The organism is Paenibacillus plantiphilus (genome assembly GCF_927798095.1).
Classification (GTDB): Bacteria; Bacillota; Bacilli; order Paenibacillales; family Paenibacillaceae; genus Paenibacillus_Z; species Paenibacillus_Z plantiphilus.
The window spans coordinates 70,211-86,689 of sequence record NZ_CAKMMF010000015.1 but is presented as its reverse complement, the minus strand read 5'-3'; the positions used below and the strand labels follow the sequence as shown (position 1 = coordinate 86,689).

Sequence of the window (16,479 nt, the reverse complement as noted above, 5' to 3'; positions counted from 1 at the left end):
CTCTGTGAATTAAGGTATAGGATGCCCAAACGAACAAAATTGAAGTAAATAGATAGGTAGGCAACCTAATTAATTGATCATAATGCATCGTGAATAAAAAATCAATACGGAAGCATAACCCAATCAAACCTTATCTAGTGGCATAGTATAGGAGATAGTTTACTGAACAGCTAAGGGGAGTGAGCCGGGGCTTATGAGAATATTATTCTGTTATGTTGTGCCGAGCGGCGGGGTAGAAACAATGAATCGACTAAGATGCCACGCTCTTAGACGTGCGGGCATTGAATGTCATTTGCTCTACCTGAGAGATGGCGCAGGACGGCAAAATATAATTGATATCCCCTTGTTTATAACAGATCGGGATGATGAGCTGCGAATGGTTCTTCAGGCCAACCAGTATGATGTGATCGTATCCATATGCGACCATCTGCTCATGCAGAGACTTCGCGAGCTCGGCTATCAAGGGCGGCTGATCTATGAAGCGCAGGGATTGGGCAGCAGAGAGCAGGCGCGGTCAACGCTGTCGAATGCTGTGGCGCACATCAGACGTTATGCGAGCGGTGCGATAACCCACGAAACTCCGCATTTGATGGAGCTGTTCAATACTTATCTTTCCGACTTTCCCCGATTCTATGTGCAGAATATTGTCGATTCTGAACAGTTTCGCTATATGCCTACGAGTCTGGATTCTTCCAGCGAGGAGCCGATTATTGCCTGGATAGGAAGAATTGAGCGCAATAAAAACTGGCGGTTGTTTCTGCAGATTGGAAGCGGGCTGCTATATCGGTATCCGAAGCTGCAACTATGGATGTTCGAGGACGCCAATATCTTTGAAGCGGATGAAAGGGATCAATTCGAGGCGGTGGTGCGCCAGCTCAGACTTGTTAATCGACTTAGCGTTCGATCGAATGTGCCTCATTCGGAAATGCCTCATTATTTGTCAGCCATAAGCGACTCCGGCGGCTTGCTTATCTCGACGTCGAATGTTGAAAGCTTCGGTTACGCGGCGTCAGAGGCGCTTAGCTGCCGCTGTCCGGTTCTGAGTACGGATTCGGAAGGGATCAGAAGCTCAATCATCCATAACGTTACAGGGAAGTTCTTTATGTCTGGAACGGCGAATGAAGCCATTCATGAGGCCGTCGAGCTGATCGAGAACAAGAGTCTCCGCACAACGATCATAACGCAAGGGGAGCAGTATATTCGGACAACGTATTCGCCCCAGCGCTATATTGCTGATTTCAATAACATATTAAGCACAATCGGGGTTAGAAGCGGATAAACGCTCCTGTTAGTAGATTGTCCAATCCAATTAAAGCCTCCTATCATATGCTAGATTAGAACATGGCAGGAGGTGATTTTATGACGATTCAATTTATTGATATGCGAATTTCACAGCAAGCAAATACCGATGCTTCTCCAACTGCTATACCAGTTGCTGCAACTCCGTTGGTCTTCGGTGATATCGGATTGCAAACTGGGGGTGTATCGGTTGCCAATCATGGCTTGGTCCGTGTGCAATTGAATGGTTATGCCAAAGTTGTTGTCGGCCCTCAATTCGGCACAGTGACGATTCATGTTTATCGGAACGCCGTATTAATCTTCGAGACCGTCTACGGTGCTGCGGATTCCTTGGATAATCAAGCATTCGGCTTCAGCACGGTTGATTTTCCGCCAGCAGCGGTTGTTGCTACAGGTCAGATTCAATATACGGCGGAAATATTCACAGCAGCAGCTAACCCAGGTACTACTGTCGGAGCAAGGAACTTTAGCGGCACAGCGGTCGCAGGCAACTTTACTGGCTGATTGTAAGGGATGGACAAGCAGATCACGAAGGTGATCTGCTTTGTTGTGTTGTTGATCAATCGCGGCTCCTCTGGATGTCGGGATGCTAGGATCTGTTGTTGAGCTGCACGATGAACCGGGCTGGAAGGGGGGGGTGTTGTCCTTTTGGGCGCTATCCCCATTGCTCAGGACGGATGGAGGAGCAGCCTTTTGGTGAAGGATTCGACGGATTCGCTAATTGTGCATGTGGTCGACCGACCGCTGTCTTGCAGCGAAACACTGCATGCTGGGAGCTGCGAGCGGTGTGAAAATCATACTGTTCGTCTTGCGATTTGTCACGATATTTGTTTTGTAATTTGTCACACTGAGTCATGGGGATAGTGGGTAAAAGGAGTGAAAGACCTGCTGCTATGTTGAGTGTCGTACCTGGACGGCGCATATTGAAGCCTGTCTATGAATAAGCTGTTGTAAAGCTTGATTCTTGTCCAAGGAGATGGTTGCAGGGATGGAACACGCTGATCCCATCGTTGCGATTCTGGGAATAGGTACAGCCGTACCAAATTGCCGGATCGATCAGGAGGATGCATCGCAGAGGTTATGCGAGGCATTGGAAAGGTATCCCGTTGCCGCCAGATGGGCGAAGCGGATTTTCAGGCAAAGCGGTGTACATACCCGCTATACATGCGATCCAGATCTACTTGCGCCTTCAGCAAGCTGTCGTTATTTACCGCACACAACGGAGGGAGAAATACCAACAACTTCCGAACGGATGCGAACATTTAAACGGGAATCTGTTCCACTCGGGCTGGAGGCTGCTAGACGAGCAATAAGGGATAGCAATGTGAATACGCACGACATCACCCATTTGATCACGGTGAGCTGTACGGGGCAATTCCTGCCAGGTTTGGATACGTCTGTAGCTCAGCAGCTCGGACTAGCCGTCACAGTGAATCGCATCCCGCTTAACTTTCTTGGCTGCGCAGCAGGGCTGAAGGCCATTAGTCTAGCAAAAGGAATCGTATCTGCCAAGCCGTCTGCCCAAGTGCTAATCGTATGCGTAGAGTTATGCACGCTGCATATTCAGCCATCGGCAGAGAAAGAGGACCTGTTGGCGTCTTCCTTCTTCGGTGACGGCGCGTCTGCTTGTGTGGTAGGCTCCACCGCTGGATTAGAAGCTGGACATCCTGTGGTATTTCAGCTGGGTGACGAGCATTCTGTATTGCTGCCTGATAGTGCGGGGCAGATGGTATGGGAAGTCGGTGATCATGGCTTCGAGCTGTATCTGTCCCCGGAAATTCCACGGCGTCTAGGCGAGACGATCCCGCTCGAAGTCCAGCGGTTGTTGAATGATCGGGCGAAGCCCGAGCTGTGGGCGATCCATCCGGGAGGCAGAGGCATAGTGGACACGATGCAGGAAATGTTCGAGCTAGGCGAGGTGCAAACGAGATATAGCCGCAATGTGCTGCGCAACTACGGGAATCTATCTTCAGCTACAATATTGTTCGTCCTGGACGAAATGAAGAGAGAGCTTGTTCAGACGGCATACGCCGATTGTAAAAGCGGTATTGCGCTGGCCTTCGGACCTGGCCTGACAGCCGAGATGATGTGCTTTCACTATGTCCCGTCCACGAGTGGACAAGTGAAGGGTGCTTACGGCGCCTATGCGTAGTTGGCTGCGGGAACGTTCGAGCGAACCGGAGCTAATGGACAATTTCACCATTGGAGGGGCTGAACTGCAGGAGGCGCTTGCACATCTGCGGTTGCTTAATCGAATTTTTGCCGCCGCCTCGCCAACTGTGTATGGGGTGCGCAGATTGTGGAGGCTGGCAGACAAGCCCAAACGATTGACGATTATGGATGTAGGGTCCGGCTCAGGTGATGCCAACGCACAGTTATTGAAATGGGCTTCAGCTGCCGGAGTTGATCTCAGCATTACACTTATAGATATCACAGAAGAGGCATGTCAGGAGGCAAGGGATTTCTTCCGCAATGAACCAAGGGTTCACGTGGCAAAAGGGGATCTGTTCACTCTGACTTCATGCCATGCGGATATTGTTACAGGGACGCAGTTTTTTCATCACTTCTCCGATGCGGAGCTGCCGAATGTCGCCGCAAGCATGCTGAAGCTGTCACGATTAGGCATCGTCATCAATGATATTCATCGGCATTGGCTGCCATGGTGTTCCGTATGGCTCACAACGCGAATGCTCTCGAATAATCGTTACATTCTTCATGACGGACCGCTATCCGTTGCAAAAGGCTTCCGTTCTCACGATTGGGATCGGCTCAAAGCGGAGTTGGGCTCAGCGGTGAAGCTGCACTACTCATGGCGGGCGCTGTTTCGATATGCAGTCGTTATCGAGAAGATAGTGGAGTAATCAAATCATTCGTGGAGTTGAATCAGATGGATACGGTCTATGATGCAGCAGTACTTGGCGCCGGAATTGCGGGCAGCAGCGTGGCAAAAGCTTTAGCCGACAAAGGGTGGAGAATTCTATTGATCGACCGCCAGCAGTTCCCGCGCCATAAGGTATGCGGTGAATTTCTTTCACCGGAGTCGCTGTGCAGCTTGCGCTCGCTAGGGCTGCTGGAGGCTGTGACATCGCTTCAGCCTAGCGAGATACGGCAGGTACGCTTAATTCTGAATCATGGCGCGGTGATCGACATTCCTCTGCCTGGAACAGCGCTTGGTGTAAGCCGGTATGCGCTGGATGCGGCGATTCACGAAGCAGCACGCAGATCGGGTGTGGATGTTGTGACAGGCGCAACAGCTGCTGGTCTGGATTCTATTGATCGTCGATATAGGATTATGACAAAGCAGGAGAATAGGCAGCAGCTCTATGATGTCGGAGCTGTTATTGCTGCATGGGGCGCAAACCGGCGTGCTGGTTTGCTGGCGCATGGGGCAGGGGGGCCGGTGAATAAGTCGTATGTCGGGATTAAATCGCATTACAGGGGGATTGAAATGGAGCGGGTTGTTGAGCTCTATTTTTTTTCGGGCGGATATATGGGCCTATGTCCGATAGAAGGCGGCGCAGTCAATGTTGCTGCTTTGCTGACACAGAAGACTGTTAAGAATGCTGATGCTGATAAATCAATAGCGGGAATGATAGCCTACGCCGCAAGTAGAAATGAGAGGCTTGCAGAGAGATTGAGAGCTGGCATACCCGTTCCAGGCACGCAAAAGGCTGTCGCGCCAGTTGATCCCGCCCGCAAACTGATTGCATGGGATTCCATCCCGCATGTGGGGGATGCTTCGGTCATGATTCCTCCGCTATGCGGTGACGGTATGTCCATGGCGCTGAGATCAGCGCAATTATGCGCCAACGCGGGCCACAGCTACCTGTGCGGAGACATGACGCTAGGTGATTGGCAGCGGGATTATTCGGCTGCTGTGGAACGGGAATTCACTGGTCCGCTGTACTGGGGACGGTTGCTGCAGGGGCTGCTAGGCGTCCCTGCTGTGCCGCGAATGTTTGCCGCTATTCATGGAATGGCGCCTGGATTGACAAGTAAACTGATTCGTTTAACGAGGTTAAATATTTGAGTGACTGCTTTTGATTCGATCCAATAGTAGATTTAAGAACAGATCTATCCAGTGAACAGGAGCTTGTATATGGGATTTCAAATGCTTGCTGTCATTTCCCAGCGCTTTCCTCGAATCGTTATAACAATTTGGGCGATACTCCTGCTCCTATTCGGCATGGATGCTCCCAAGCTGCCAGCTGTGCTGAAGGATCATGGTCTGCTTGCGGACGGTGATTATATGAAGGTTCAACGGCTTCTTGCAGAGCAGTTTCATATTCCCGATAATCCGGTCATTCTGTTATTCGAACGGGAGGCGCAGCTCTCCACGCTGGAGTTCAAGCGGTTCATTGGAATTGCGACATATAAGCTGGAGGGGCTGCAAGGGGTTAGCGATATTATCTCTCCATCGGAGCAGCCCGCCATGATGAAGGGCAATTACGCCTATGCCATCATGGTTTCCTCTTATACAAGCTATGAAATGGACTCGCTTCTGGAGGCTGCTGCAGCGAGCCTGCCTGTACATGAGAGCGCAACCGTGACGATGACGGGAAAATCTGTCGTCCAGCGCGATGTTAATGCAGCTAGTGAACGGGATTTGAGAAAAGCCGAGATGATCGGCATCCCGATTGCGTTTGTTGTGCTTCTGTTCGCTTTTCGCGGTATTGTCCCGGCAATTCTGCCCGTTGTTATTGGTATGACCAGCGTAACCATCACGATGGGGCTTATGTATCATCTAGGGCTGGCGCTGACTTTATCCAACTTTGTCCTCAATGTCATTCCGATGGTCGGTCTGGCACTCAGTATAGATTTCGCCCTGCTTATCGTCAGCAGGTTTCGTGAGGAATTAGAGACCTCTGATGCGAAGCAGGCGATGGCCGCGACGATGGATACTGCCGGAAGATCTGTGCTGCTCTCAGGGGTCTGTGCTGGTCTCGGTTTAGCTGGCATCCTGTTTATTCCGCTCCCAATCTTCACTTCTGTTGCCGTTGGGGCTATTGCAGTTCTGACCGTATCGGTGCTGCTGACACTTACGCTGCTGCCTGCCTTGCTGACTTTGCTGTCCCCGTTCATGCGGGCGGCCAGCAAGCCTCGCTCCCTCCGTCACATGCGGACGCTCTGGCACAGATGGGCATCCTTCGTCATGAGACGGCCTGTCATCATGAGTCTGTTAGCCTCCCTGCTGCTGATTTCTATGTTAATGCCATTAAATAAATTGGAAATCGCCATCCCGGATGCCTCTTCTTTGCCTCAGCAATACGCATCTCGTGTCGCTTCGCAATCCTTTGCTTTTCACTTTGATTCTCCGTCGAACGCGCATGTTTATTTGCTGGCTCAATCCGGCAATGGTCGCTTCGAGGCCGAAGAGGTGGTGGCTGTTCATGATGTCGTGAAGCGCTTGGAGCGTGACCCGCTCGTTGCCAAGGTTGATTCCGTCTTCTCCACGATAGCGATGCCGCGCGAGAAGTGGGGGGATTCCATTGGGTCAGAGGCATATGCGCCGATATGGAAGCCCTATATGAACGAAGGTAAGCTTCTCGTTCATGTGATTCTGAAGGAGAGCGCAGCTTCAGCGGCAGCGATGGATTGGGTGCGGAAATGGGAGCAGCAGGGAGATGAATCAGAGAAGCTGCGTTGGCAAGCGGGGGGAGAAGCGAAGTATCAGCAGGAGGTGTATGACGCCATATTTAACAACATTAAATATGTTGTGCTGTTTATTTTTACGACTAATTTCATTGTGCTGGCCATCGCATTTCGCTCCATTGTAATTCCATTGAAGACGATCGCTATGAATGTGTTGAGCCTGGGTGCATCGTTCGGCATTCTTGCGTGGATTTTTGATGAAGGCATTGGGGGGATTGACGCCAGCAGTATCGCAATTATGATTCCTGTCTTTATATTTGGTCTGGTGTTTGGCATAAGCATGGACTACGGCGTGTTCCTGGTATCGCGAATCTATGAAGCCTACCGAAAGTCAGGATGCAATGAGCAGGCGATTCTGACCGGCTTAGTCTCAACGAGTCAAATGATAACATCGGCAGCCGCGATCTTGATTGCGGTCACAGCGCCTTTTGCGCTTGGCGAGGTAGCGGGGGTGCGACAGCTGGGCATTGGGATTGCAGTTGCTATACTGGTTGATGCAACGATTATTCGGCTCGTTCTTGTACCCTCGCTTATGAAATGGCTCGGTCATTGGAATTGGTGGACACCATGGAGCAGAAGGGAATAGCAATCGACTGTTTCTACTCTCCGAATCTCCCCATCAACTCCCTTCTCTCAAAACCGAATTGCTCATATAAGCCGTGTGCGTCCCGAGTGCCGAGCAGCATTTTGGTATGTCTGACTTCCGGATGCGCAAGCAAATACTGCATGATCCACTTGCCAAGACCGACTCCGCGATGGTGGGGATGAATAATAACGTCGCATACCCATGAGATTACAGCACGATCTGTGACCACCCGCATAAACCCGATCTGCCCTGTACTTCCATAAATCCCGAAGCAAAGCGAATGCTCCATGCTCTTGCTAATCTGCTCCTTACTCCGCTCAGAGGCCCAATAGCTGCTCAGCAGCAGTGTGCAGATGGTGTTCAAGTCCAGCAATTGCCGATCATCACTAATGGTGTACGGCATATGGTCATGCTTCCATTCTGTTATCATCTGTATCCCTCCGTAATAGCAATCCATCCATATTATGAGTATAATAGGTACAAAAGAGAACGGTAAATAACCATTTATCCCAACTGTACCTATACAGAAATGGGGGATGTCAACAAGCAGTAGAATGAGGCGGGCAAAATGAATAAGTATGAGCTCATTAAGCGTCATATCAAGGAGCAGCTTCAAGCCAACAGCATTAAGCCTGGTGAGAAGCTGTTATCGATTCGGAAAATATCGGAGCAATTCGGATGCAGTATGAATACGGTTATTCGGGCCTATGATGATTTGGAGAAGGAGCATCTCATCTATTCCGTGCCCAAAAGCGGCTACTATGCGGTTATGGGCTCTGACCCCGCCGCCAGGCCCCTCTCAGAGCTCATCGATTTCACCTCGGCTGCACCGGACCCTGAGGTGATGCCCTACGAGGATTTCCAGCATTGTTTAAACCGGGCGATTGCGCTCTACAAGGACGAGCTGTTCTCCTATACTGATCCGCAGGGCTTCTTGTCTCTTCGGCAGTCGCTGGAAAAGCATTTGGCTCTATCTCAAGTATTCGCGAATCCGGAACAAATCTGTATCGTCTCGGGCTCGCAGCAGGCGCTGCATCTATTGAATGCATTGCCATTCCCAAATGGCAAGACCAATGTGCTGGTGGAGCAGCCAGCTTACTCCGGCATGCTCCGATCCCTGCAGCTGCTGAACATCAATGCGATCGGCATCGCAAGGACTGAGGATGGCGTTGACCTCGAAGAGCTGGAGAAGCAGTTTCGCAACAACGGGATCAAGTTTTTTTATACTGCTCCGCGATACCACAATCCCTCCGGCTGGAGCTATTCCCAGGAGCAGAAGAAGCAAATCGCCCGGTTGGCGGGGAAATATGATGTATATGTTCTGGAAGATGATTATTTGGGCGATCTGGAGGTCGACCGGAAGTCGGACCCGATCTACAGCTATGATACAACGGGCCATATTATTTATATTAGAAGCTTCTCCAAGGTCATGCTGCCAGGATTGAGACTGGCACTTGCAGTCATCCCCAAGCTGCTGATTGAAGCCTTCACGATGCTCAAAGCATCCTGCGATTCCAGTACGGCGGCATTATCGCAAGCAGCATTGGAAATTTATTTGAACAATGGCATGTTCGAAAGGCATGCCGCCCATATGCGGAACCGATATCGGGAACGCATGCTGGAGCTGCAGGCCGCAAGCCTTCGTTACCTTCCTCCGTTGCAGCAAGTTTATAGCGCGCAAGGCGGAATATTTTGTACCATCAAGCTGCCAGAAGGAATGGATGCAGGGGATCTGTCGGTCGTGTTAAAAGAGCGGCATGTGCTGGTCACACCAGCGGATCGTTTCTACCTGCCTGCTTTTCCGAGAGAGAACCGTATAAGGATCAGCATTATTCGTACCAATGAGGAGCAGATTAACAACGGCATTCGGTTGATAGCGGAGGCTATAGACAGCCTGTCCAAGCACAAGGCCTTTCGGCGAGCGAGTGCAGCAAGAGACTGGCAATAGAGCTTGGCTTGGAGGCAGCTTTTCACATCATTTGGGACTGACTCCTTGGAACATTGGAATTTGGACAGCTCCATGGTCAGTTCCGTCTCAACTTGCTGCCTATGAGAATAAATTTCTCTCCACAACAGGAGCAGTCTCTGCTTACCTTTACTTTGGATAAAAAGTGAATCCCGGATATTTAACAACCGGCCATTTCTGCTTGTTCAAGGCATCCAAGAGTTCAGGACCAACATGTAGATTGCTTGCAACAAGCTCGGAAGGCGTAAGTGCCATCCATTGATTGAGAGAGACATCCTGGAATCTGTCACTTTTAAACATTTCAAGAAACCATAACGTTTCTGTACCCGTATTCTGAATATAATGACCAAATGCGAACGGTACATAACCAACATCGCCAGCTCGGTAGTCAAAGGTTCTTGCTACACCATTTCCTGCGAATACAGTCATACGTCCTTGACCAGTAAGATAATATTGCCATTCATCATTGTTTGGGTGCCAATGCAGCTCCCGCATTGCTCCAGGCTGAATTTCAACAAGTGCAGCTGCGATGGTCTTTGAAATGGGGAAATTAGTGGAGTCCACGATCCGAACACTGCCACCGGGGGTTTGTATAGGTGGTTGTGCCAATAGCTCGTGTTTGAAACTCAAAGGAATCGTACCGTTTGGAGATTCAACTTTTTGGGAGGCAACCGATCCTGGTACTTTATCCTGATAAATATATACCTGGTCAGGTGGAATATCTTTAAAAGCGTCTATGGGCACCCCAAAATTGGCTGAGAGTACATCTTTCGGTGTGTGGGAAAACCAGTCTGATAGGGACAGCGTGTTAAGGTCTGAAAAGTTCCCGTCATCAAACACAAGCAAAAATTCACATCCATCCTCCAGCCCCTGAATCGAGTGAGGGATGCCCGGTGGAAAATACCATAAGTCTCCTGGCCCAACATCGGCAATAAAGTTACGTCCGTCTTGGTCTACGGATGTTATCCGTGCGTGACCAAGCAGCATGTAGGACCACTCGGCTTGTTGATGCCAGTGCAGTTCGCGTACCCCTCCAGGCGTTAAGCTCATATTAACACCAGCTAGCGTTGTTGCGATCGGAAGATCGCGAGCGGTAATTTCTCGTGACCATCCGCCATGGTTCAACTGCATGTGGGTATCCGAAAAGGAGAATCGCAAGTTCGGAAGAAGCCCAGCATCCGTCACGGGCGGAACCAGCATATTCTGATTTTCCATGTCCCTCATAATATCTCTGGGGCCTCTATCCACTCCACCGGCGCCGTCGCTACGGATCGGCTGCGGAATCGATTTAGCCGGAAACGGTCTATCTGTCCCATTATCCAATTCATTCACCTCACGATTAGGAAAAAATCCATTGTGAGATGTTTATGTTGCCGGTGTATGAAATATACGAGCAACATCGACAGGAATGGGTAGTTGCGATTTAACATTCACTCTGCAGTCTTATTACTTTGGTTCGTATCAAAGCGGATGCAACAAAGTTGCTCACTGCATGAATGGTCAATGCGCTCCATAGTGTTTGTTGCTCCAAGGTAATGATTCCAGTCAATAGACTCATAACGAATAAGTACACTAGCAGGTAGGGCTGGCCTTCATATTGATCCCAATAGTGAAGCGCAGTAAACAGAAGCGAAATGATGATATTTGAAAGCAAAGATGGGAGAATGGAGTTCATCCATATTAGAAAGACCCCTCGGAACAGCAGTTCTTCACCTAACACGGTGATTACACTGATTGTTAATAGATTCATTCTCTTTTGGCGTGAAAAACTGACTAAATCAACACTGCCCTTTGTCTCGGGAAGATTTGCCTTTCCAAATACAATTAGAACAACGAGCAGCAGTAGAAGGGGAATTGAACCGATAAGTCCAATCATCATGTCTTTAAATAAAAACTTCAAAGAAAACAATTGTAGCAAATAGTTTACTGTATTCATGCCTTTCCAAAAGTAAATCATCACCATACTGACGACTATTAAGATAATGCTGCTATAGATAACCGCTTTATTCATAGACATGGGGGGGTTCATTTAATATCCTTTCTCATTGGCATTGCATGAGTCTGTGTTTGAGCTGCCATGTTGTTTTATTGGATACTTTAACCATTTGACAAAAGGCACGCGGTGTCCTTCTTTTTTCTAAAAATTTAATGTGACCTCAATAAACCCTCGTTATCACAGACTTTTTCAATTTTAGAGTATGATGCTTTCCTGATATATGTTTACTATGAAAAATGTGATAGTTTATTAATAGAGAAACAAATTTATACCGGAAATAGATTTGTTTTGTTGATCGGGTTTCGACAGTCAGCCTGCTATTATTTGAAGTGAAGAAGGAGATGGCAACATGGAGAGATGGACGTATAAAACAGTGAAGTATAAAACGGGCGGTTTCATGGGCGGCAAGATTAAAGAAGAGGAATTCGAGGAGCTGCTTAATAACGCTGGTTATGAGGGCTGGGAATTGGTTTCCTGCTTTGATACGAGCATCTATCAGGGACAATCGAAAGATATCGTAGCTGTTTTCAAACGTAGAGTATAGAGTAAGGGGGAGACATTCAATGACGGCAATCACCTACAAGGAGACCAAAGCGATTACAGCATCGGAGCTAGCACGTGTATTCTCCAGCTCCGGCATCAGAAGACCCGTTGAGGATCTGCCGCGATTAGAGCAGATGATTGCCAATGCAGATATCGTGCTTACAGCATGGGATGGGGATAAGCTGATCGGTATTGCAAGAGCTTTGACCGATTATGCATACTGCTGCTACTTGTCCGATCTTGCTGTTGATGCGGACTATCAGAAGGCTGGCATCGGAAACGAGCTGGTGAAGCATGTCCAGGCACGTATAGGGGAAGAAGTCTCGCTGGTGCTCCTGTCAGCGCCGGGTGCGATGGAATATTACCCCCGGATCGGGTTTGCTCACGCAAATAACTGTTTCCTCATACCAAGAAGCCGATAACAGCAACGGCCCGTTCGCAGGATGCACGAGCTGGAATATCAATCAAACGAACCGATAAAGGGTCTGTCCTTTGGCTGGTTCGTTTTGTTATGTCCACATCTATGCGGCTTTTGAGTGTTATGCCTGGCTGCTCTTGCTCTTGTTGCTGGGTCCTCTGATCCACATAATGATCATAAGAATTGTCGGGATAAAGAGAATATAGATCGGGTTAAGCATATATTTCTTCGCAATCGTTTCGCCGATCTCCACATGTGTCTGCCAGTTGGGCGGGATGAACGTAAAGGAGTAAATGATTGCCCCGACGGGCAGAGCAAACTTCCGGTATTCGGTTTGGAAGAGCTGGGAGAGCCCAAGGACAGCGGCCAGAAACCACAGTGTGGACTTGATGAATATGCCCGCATAGAAGAGCAGAATGACGAACGCATCGAACCGTTCAAGAATGTTGGCAATCTGGATCAACTGCACAGATTGAAGCAGCGGTATTGAAGAGATGTCCGGCAATGAGGGGCCAAGCACCATCAGATTAATCACATTCGTAATAAGGATGACGATTCCTGATACAACAAAGGACAGCACCGTCGTCTTGACGAGCAGCCTCTTCTCGCTCAGATAGCTCCAGAACATAAGGAACACGATCATCTGACCGAAGGGGAACCAGATATAACCGGACAGGCTCTCTTTAATGACAGGCTGAATGCCATTCTCAAGAACAGGCAGAATATGGTCGAATACGATAATGCCTGAAATCAAATACATAGCGAACAGAACAAAATAAAAGAACAATACGCCCCAAACAATAAATTCAGCAACCCGGAAAAACACCTCCATTCCTTTGTAGATCGAATAGATGGTCAGGAATAGAATGATGATCATAATGAGGGAGATCGGCGTGCGGGGGAGTATCGTCATGATGGTAAGATCTCCAAAGTCACGCAAATTGCGCATGGACTCATAAGCAAATACAGCGACATAGAACAGCAGCAGCAAACGCCCGATCCACGGGCCGAAATAATGCATGAACAGTCCGCTAAGATTCATCTCCGGTTCTCTTCGTTGAATGTATAGGAACATGGCCAGCAGAACCGACCCCAGCAGCATACTGACCACGACCACCAGCCAGGCGTCCTGCTTGGCTCTGCTGCCGATCTCGAATAACGGAGTGCTTCCAATCTGGAATAAAATGATCATCGCGCCCAATTGAAATTTGCTGATCCGCTCCATTTTAAAGCCCCCTAGTCTTTGTTTTCCGATAGCATGTTGAAGGTGTCATTGATCATGCCGGCTCTGCGGATTTTGACGGCGACCGTTACATCCATTGTGATGTTCGCAAACTGCTGCTCCCAGTTCTTCGAGAGCTTCTTCCATTCCTTGGGATAGGCCTTGTGAAAGGCATCCCCGAACCCCAGCGCATCTGCCTTCAGCTCCCTCAGCTTGAGGAAGGTATGGTTCACATTCTCTTTGATTGCATCCTCAATCGGCTTCTTCAGATGATTTAGAGCTTTCGATTTTTTCAGCTCCAGTCTGCATGCGGTTTCTTTCAAATTGCCTTTCACTTTAATGTGGATGGACATGTACAAACGGCCGTCCTTAATCCGAGGCTTTAATTGGGAATGCGTTTTCTCGACATAGAAGCCGGACAATTGATCCTTGCGTGCTTCACCGTTGCAGTAAAAGGGGATGTCAGTGCTTCGCAGCACATTCGTAATCCAGGGTATGCCCAAGCTGTCTACCCGGCTTATCCAGCCCTTGAACTTGTCTCCCTTGAATACAGCAACTCTGTCCAATTTCAGCTTGCCTTCGTTTTTGGTCGTTTGCAAAGCTTCCAATGATTGCTGTTTTGAGCCGTCTCCGATAAGTTTGAGCTCGCGCATAGTCGCGCTAGCAGTTGGGTTTGCTAGTGCAAGCATGACTTGATATATCTTGGACAACGTCATTTTGGGCTGATCATCCAGCCGGTCGTTAAGCATATTCGAGATCGCATTTCCGGGTATGGTCTCAAGCGGCGTAAGCACCTGCAGGTAGGGCTTGGCTTCCCCGTCCGTAATGAGAATATTGACATTCTCCCGTGCTTGATTGTTGCGCAAATAGTAGTCCATGAGCAGATTAATGCCGCGCTCAGCAACCCGCTTGCTAATAATCAACACGCGGTTGTGGGAGTAGAAAAGATGCCGGGGCGTTTCCAGATCACACTTCTGGAGTGCTTCCAGAATCGTGCTGCCCTTCATAGAAACGACCGTTACAGGGGAATGTGAGCCGTTCTTGCCGGAGCCGCCTTGGCTAGAATTCGCAATAATAATTTGAAAGGATACTACCCATTGATTATCCTCGGACAAGTCCAGGGAAGATGCGCTTATAATACCCAGCCTGTTAAGCTCTACCCGGCTCCAGCAGCCCGTTTGCAAGCATACAACGATGATGACGGAGGCCAGAAACAGCGAACGCCTCATACCATCATCTCCTTTTCTGGCGTTTGTAATTGTTTTTGGCGAATAGACGCGGTCGTGTATTCATCAGCTTCCAGGGTACTCTAACGATCGTATCTTTAAGGTTGCTGGGTATGAATGGAGATATTGGCGTTAGATAAGGAACACCGAAGGAACGAAGAGATGACAGATGGATCAAGAGGAAGAAGATTCCTGACATGATCCCGAACAAGCCCAACGTTGCGGCAAGCATCATGAGCATGAAGCGGATTAAGCGTGCGGCAACCGCAACATTGGAAGCTGGTATGACAAAGCTGGATATGGCGGTGAAGGAGACGACGATTACCATGGCCGCAGATACAAGACCTGCATCAACGGCAGCTTGTCCTAATACGAGCGCTCCTACTATCGAAATGGCAGAGCCGATAGCCCGCGGCATGCGAACCCCGGCTTCCCGCAAAATTTCGAATGTGACCTCCATCAGCAGCGCTTCATAGAAGGCCGGCAGGGGAACGCCCTCCCGCTGTGCAGCGAGGCTTATAAGAAGGGTAGTTGGAACCATTTCCTGATGAAAGGTTGTGATCGCCAAATAAAGCGATGGCAGAATCATCGATACCGTAAACGAGCCTAAGCGCAGAATACGGAGAAAGGTGGATATATCAAACCGTTGATAATAGTCCTCGCTTGCGCTAAAGAACTTGAAGAAGGTAACGGGGAGGATGAGAGCAAATGGCGTGCCGTCTACAAGAAGAGCCACCTGACCTTCAAGGATCGAGGCCGCAACACTATCAGGGCGTTCGGTATTAATAATGGTCGGAAACGGCGTGTAGGTCTTGTCCTGAATGAACTCTTCCAAATAGCAGCTGTCCAGAATACTATCTGTCTGGATGCGGTCAAGTCTTTCAAGCACCTCGGCTACAACCTCATCATTGGCCGTCCCTTTCAGATACATGACACAGACATCTGTTTGTGTCTCTGTTCCGATTCGACGGTCAATTTTCCACAAATTTTTGCTTTTGATCTTGCGGCGCAGCAGGGCAACATTGATGCCGATGTTCTCGGTAAAGCCTTCTTTGGGTCCGCGAATAACCGTCTGTGAGGATGGCTCTTCTACACTTCTTTGCTCCCATTTGGCCGTGCTTGCAGAAATCCCCTGGTTCCAGCCATCTCCGAGTATAACGGTGTTTCCGTTATGAATCGTCAGTATGAATGCATCCCATCGCATTATTTCGCCGGCTGCGCATATAGAAACAACCTGATCCCTAACGATGCGGAAATGATCGTCACTAGACTCGGCTATATTCTCGTTCGACAGCCCCGACAACATAATCGGCTTCATAATGTTATCGTTGATTATCGCTGAATCAGTCAGCCCATTAATATAGATAACTGCCATAGGCAAACCGCCCGCGCCTAGAAAGGTGCGGACAATGATATCGGAGCTGTTTCCTGTTAATGATTGGAGCGTCTCGATATTATGCTGAAGACTATGTGAGAGCAATTCGGATTGGCCCATTCGTCTCACCCACCCTGAAAGTAAGATCTATTACGCTTCATGTTCCCCCGCACATAGTCGTATTATGCATATTGTT

15 protein-coding genes are annotated in these 16,479 nt (G+C 49.0%); 9 read left to right on the top strand and 6 right to left on the bottom strand.

From position 1 onward, the window contains the following. Positions 1–241 precede the first annotated feature (241 nt). The 6 genes from L6H65_RS14460 to L6H65_RS14435 all read left to right on the top strand — a co-directional run bounded on the left by L6H65_RS14460 (position 242) and on the right by L6H65_RS14435 (position 7,537). Positions 242–1,279 (top strand): glycosyltransferase family 4 protein, encoded by a 1,038-nt coding sequence (locus L6H65_RS14460; protein ID WP_236343310.1) that lies wholly within the window; start codon positions 242–244, stop codon positions 1,277–1,279. Positions 1,280–1,359: 80 nt separating this feature from the next. Next, entirely contained in the window at positions 1,360–1,803 is a 444-nt protein-coding gene (locus L6H65_RS14455) for a hypothetical protein (RefSeq protein ID WP_236343309.1), read from the top strand. A 484-nt stretch (positions 1,804–2,287) separates the two neighbouring features. Next, a complete protein-coding gene (locus L6H65_RS14450; RefSeq protein WP_236343308.1) occupies positions 2,288–3,451 on the top strand; it encodes a type III polyketide synthase in 1,164 nt (387 codons plus the stop codon). Beyond that, positions 3,444–4,160: a methyltransferase domain-containing protein gene (locus tag L6H65_RS14445; RefSeq protein WP_236343307.1), complete on the top strand. Its 717-nt coding sequence runs from the start codon at positions 3,444–3,446 to the stop codon at positions 4,158–4,160. The genes L6H65_RS14450 and L6H65_RS14445 overlap by 8 nt, the downstream gene beginning before the upstream one ends. A 26-nt stretch (positions 4,161–4,186) precedes the next feature. Then, positions 4,187–5,329, top strand: coding sequence for an NAD(P)/FAD-dependent oxidoreductase (locus L6H65_RS14440; RefSeq protein WP_236343306.1), 1,143 nt, complete (start codon positions 4,187–4,189; stop codon positions 5,327–5,329). A gap of 69 nt (positions 5,330–5,398) precedes the next feature. After that, the gene (locus L6H65_RS14435; protein ID WP_236343305.1) at positions 5,399–7,537 is read left to right on the top strand and encodes an MMPL family transporter; all 2,139 of its coding nucleotides are present in this window, start codon (positions 5,399–5,401) and stop codon (positions 7,535–7,537) included. 13 nt (positions 7,538–7,550) lie between these two features. On the opposite strand, the gene L6H65_RS14430 is transcribed toward L6H65_RS14435, so the two are convergent. Then, positions 7,551–7,967, bottom strand: a complete 417-nt coding sequence (locus L6H65_RS14430) for a GNAT family N-acetyltransferase (RefSeq protein ID WP_236343304.1) — start codon at positions 7,965–7,967, stop codon at positions 7,551–7,553. 138 nt (positions 7,968–8,105) lie between these two features. Here L6H65_RS14430 and L6H65_RS14425 point away from each other — a divergent pair, with 138 nt between their 5' ends. Then, positions 8,106–9,485 (top strand): aminotransferase-like domain-containing protein, encoded by a 1,380-nt coding sequence (locus L6H65_RS14425; RefSeq protein WP_236343303.1) that lies wholly within the window; start codon positions 8,106–8,108, stop codon positions 9,483–9,485. 147 nt (positions 9,486–9,632) lie between these two features. Here L6H65_RS14425 and L6H65_RS14420 read toward each other — a convergent pair whose 3' ends face one another. Next, entirely contained in the window at positions 9,633–10,826 is a 1,194-nt protein-coding gene (locus L6H65_RS14420) for an oxalate decarboxylase family bicupin (RefSeq protein ID WP_236343302.1), read from the bottom strand. Positions 10,827–10,926: 100 nt separating this feature from the next. Next, the gene (locus L6H65_RS14415) at positions 10,927–11,532 is read right to left on the bottom strand and encodes a CPBP family intramembrane glutamic endopeptidase (protein WP_236343301.1); all 606 of its coding nucleotides are present in this window, start codon (positions 11,530–11,532) and stop codon (positions 10,927–10,929) included. A gap of 316 nt (positions 11,533–11,848) precedes the next feature. Here L6H65_RS14415 and L6H65_RS14410 point away from each other — a divergent pair, with 316 nt between their 5' ends. Both L6H65_RS14410 and L6H65_RS14405 read left to right on the top strand, forming a co-directional pair. Then, positions 11,849–12,043, top strand: coding sequence for a DUF4177 domain-containing protein (locus L6H65_RS14410; RefSeq protein WP_236343300.1), 195 nt, complete (start codon positions 11,849–11,851; stop codon positions 12,041–12,043). Between the two features lie 19 nt (positions 12,044–12,062). Continuing rightward, positions 12,063–12,464 carry a GNAT family N-acetyltransferase gene (locus L6H65_RS14405; RefSeq protein WP_236343299.1) on the top strand — a complete coding sequence of 134 codons (402 nt, stop codon included), beginning with the start codon at positions 12,063–12,065 and terminating at the stop codon, positions 12,462–12,464. Between the two features lie 117 nt (positions 12,465–12,581). On the opposite strand, the gene L6H65_RS14400 is transcribed toward L6H65_RS14405, so the two are convergent. The 3 genes from L6H65_RS14400 to L6H65_RS14390 are packed head-to-tail and all read right to left on the bottom strand — an operon-like array spanning position 12,582 to position 16,403. Continuing rightward, the gene (locus L6H65_RS14400) at positions 12,582–13,685 is read right to left on the bottom strand and encodes a GerAB/ArcD/ProY family transporter (RefSeq protein ID WP_236343298.1); all 1,104 of its coding nucleotides are present in this window, start codon (positions 13,683–13,685) and stop codon (positions 12,582–12,584) included. An 11-nt stretch (positions 13,686–13,696) separates the two neighbouring features. After that, entirely contained in the window at positions 13,697–14,911 is a 1,215-nt protein-coding gene (locus tag L6H65_RS14395) for a Ger(x)C family spore germination protein (protein WP_236343297.1), read from the bottom strand. 4 nt (positions 14,912–14,915) lie between these two features. Beyond that, positions 14,916–16,403, bottom strand: coding sequence for a spore germination protein (locus L6H65_RS14390; RefSeq protein WP_236343296.1), 1,488 nt, complete (start codon positions 16,401–16,403; stop codon positions 14,916–14,918). Between the last annotated feature and the right edge of the window lie 76 nt (positions 16,404–16,479).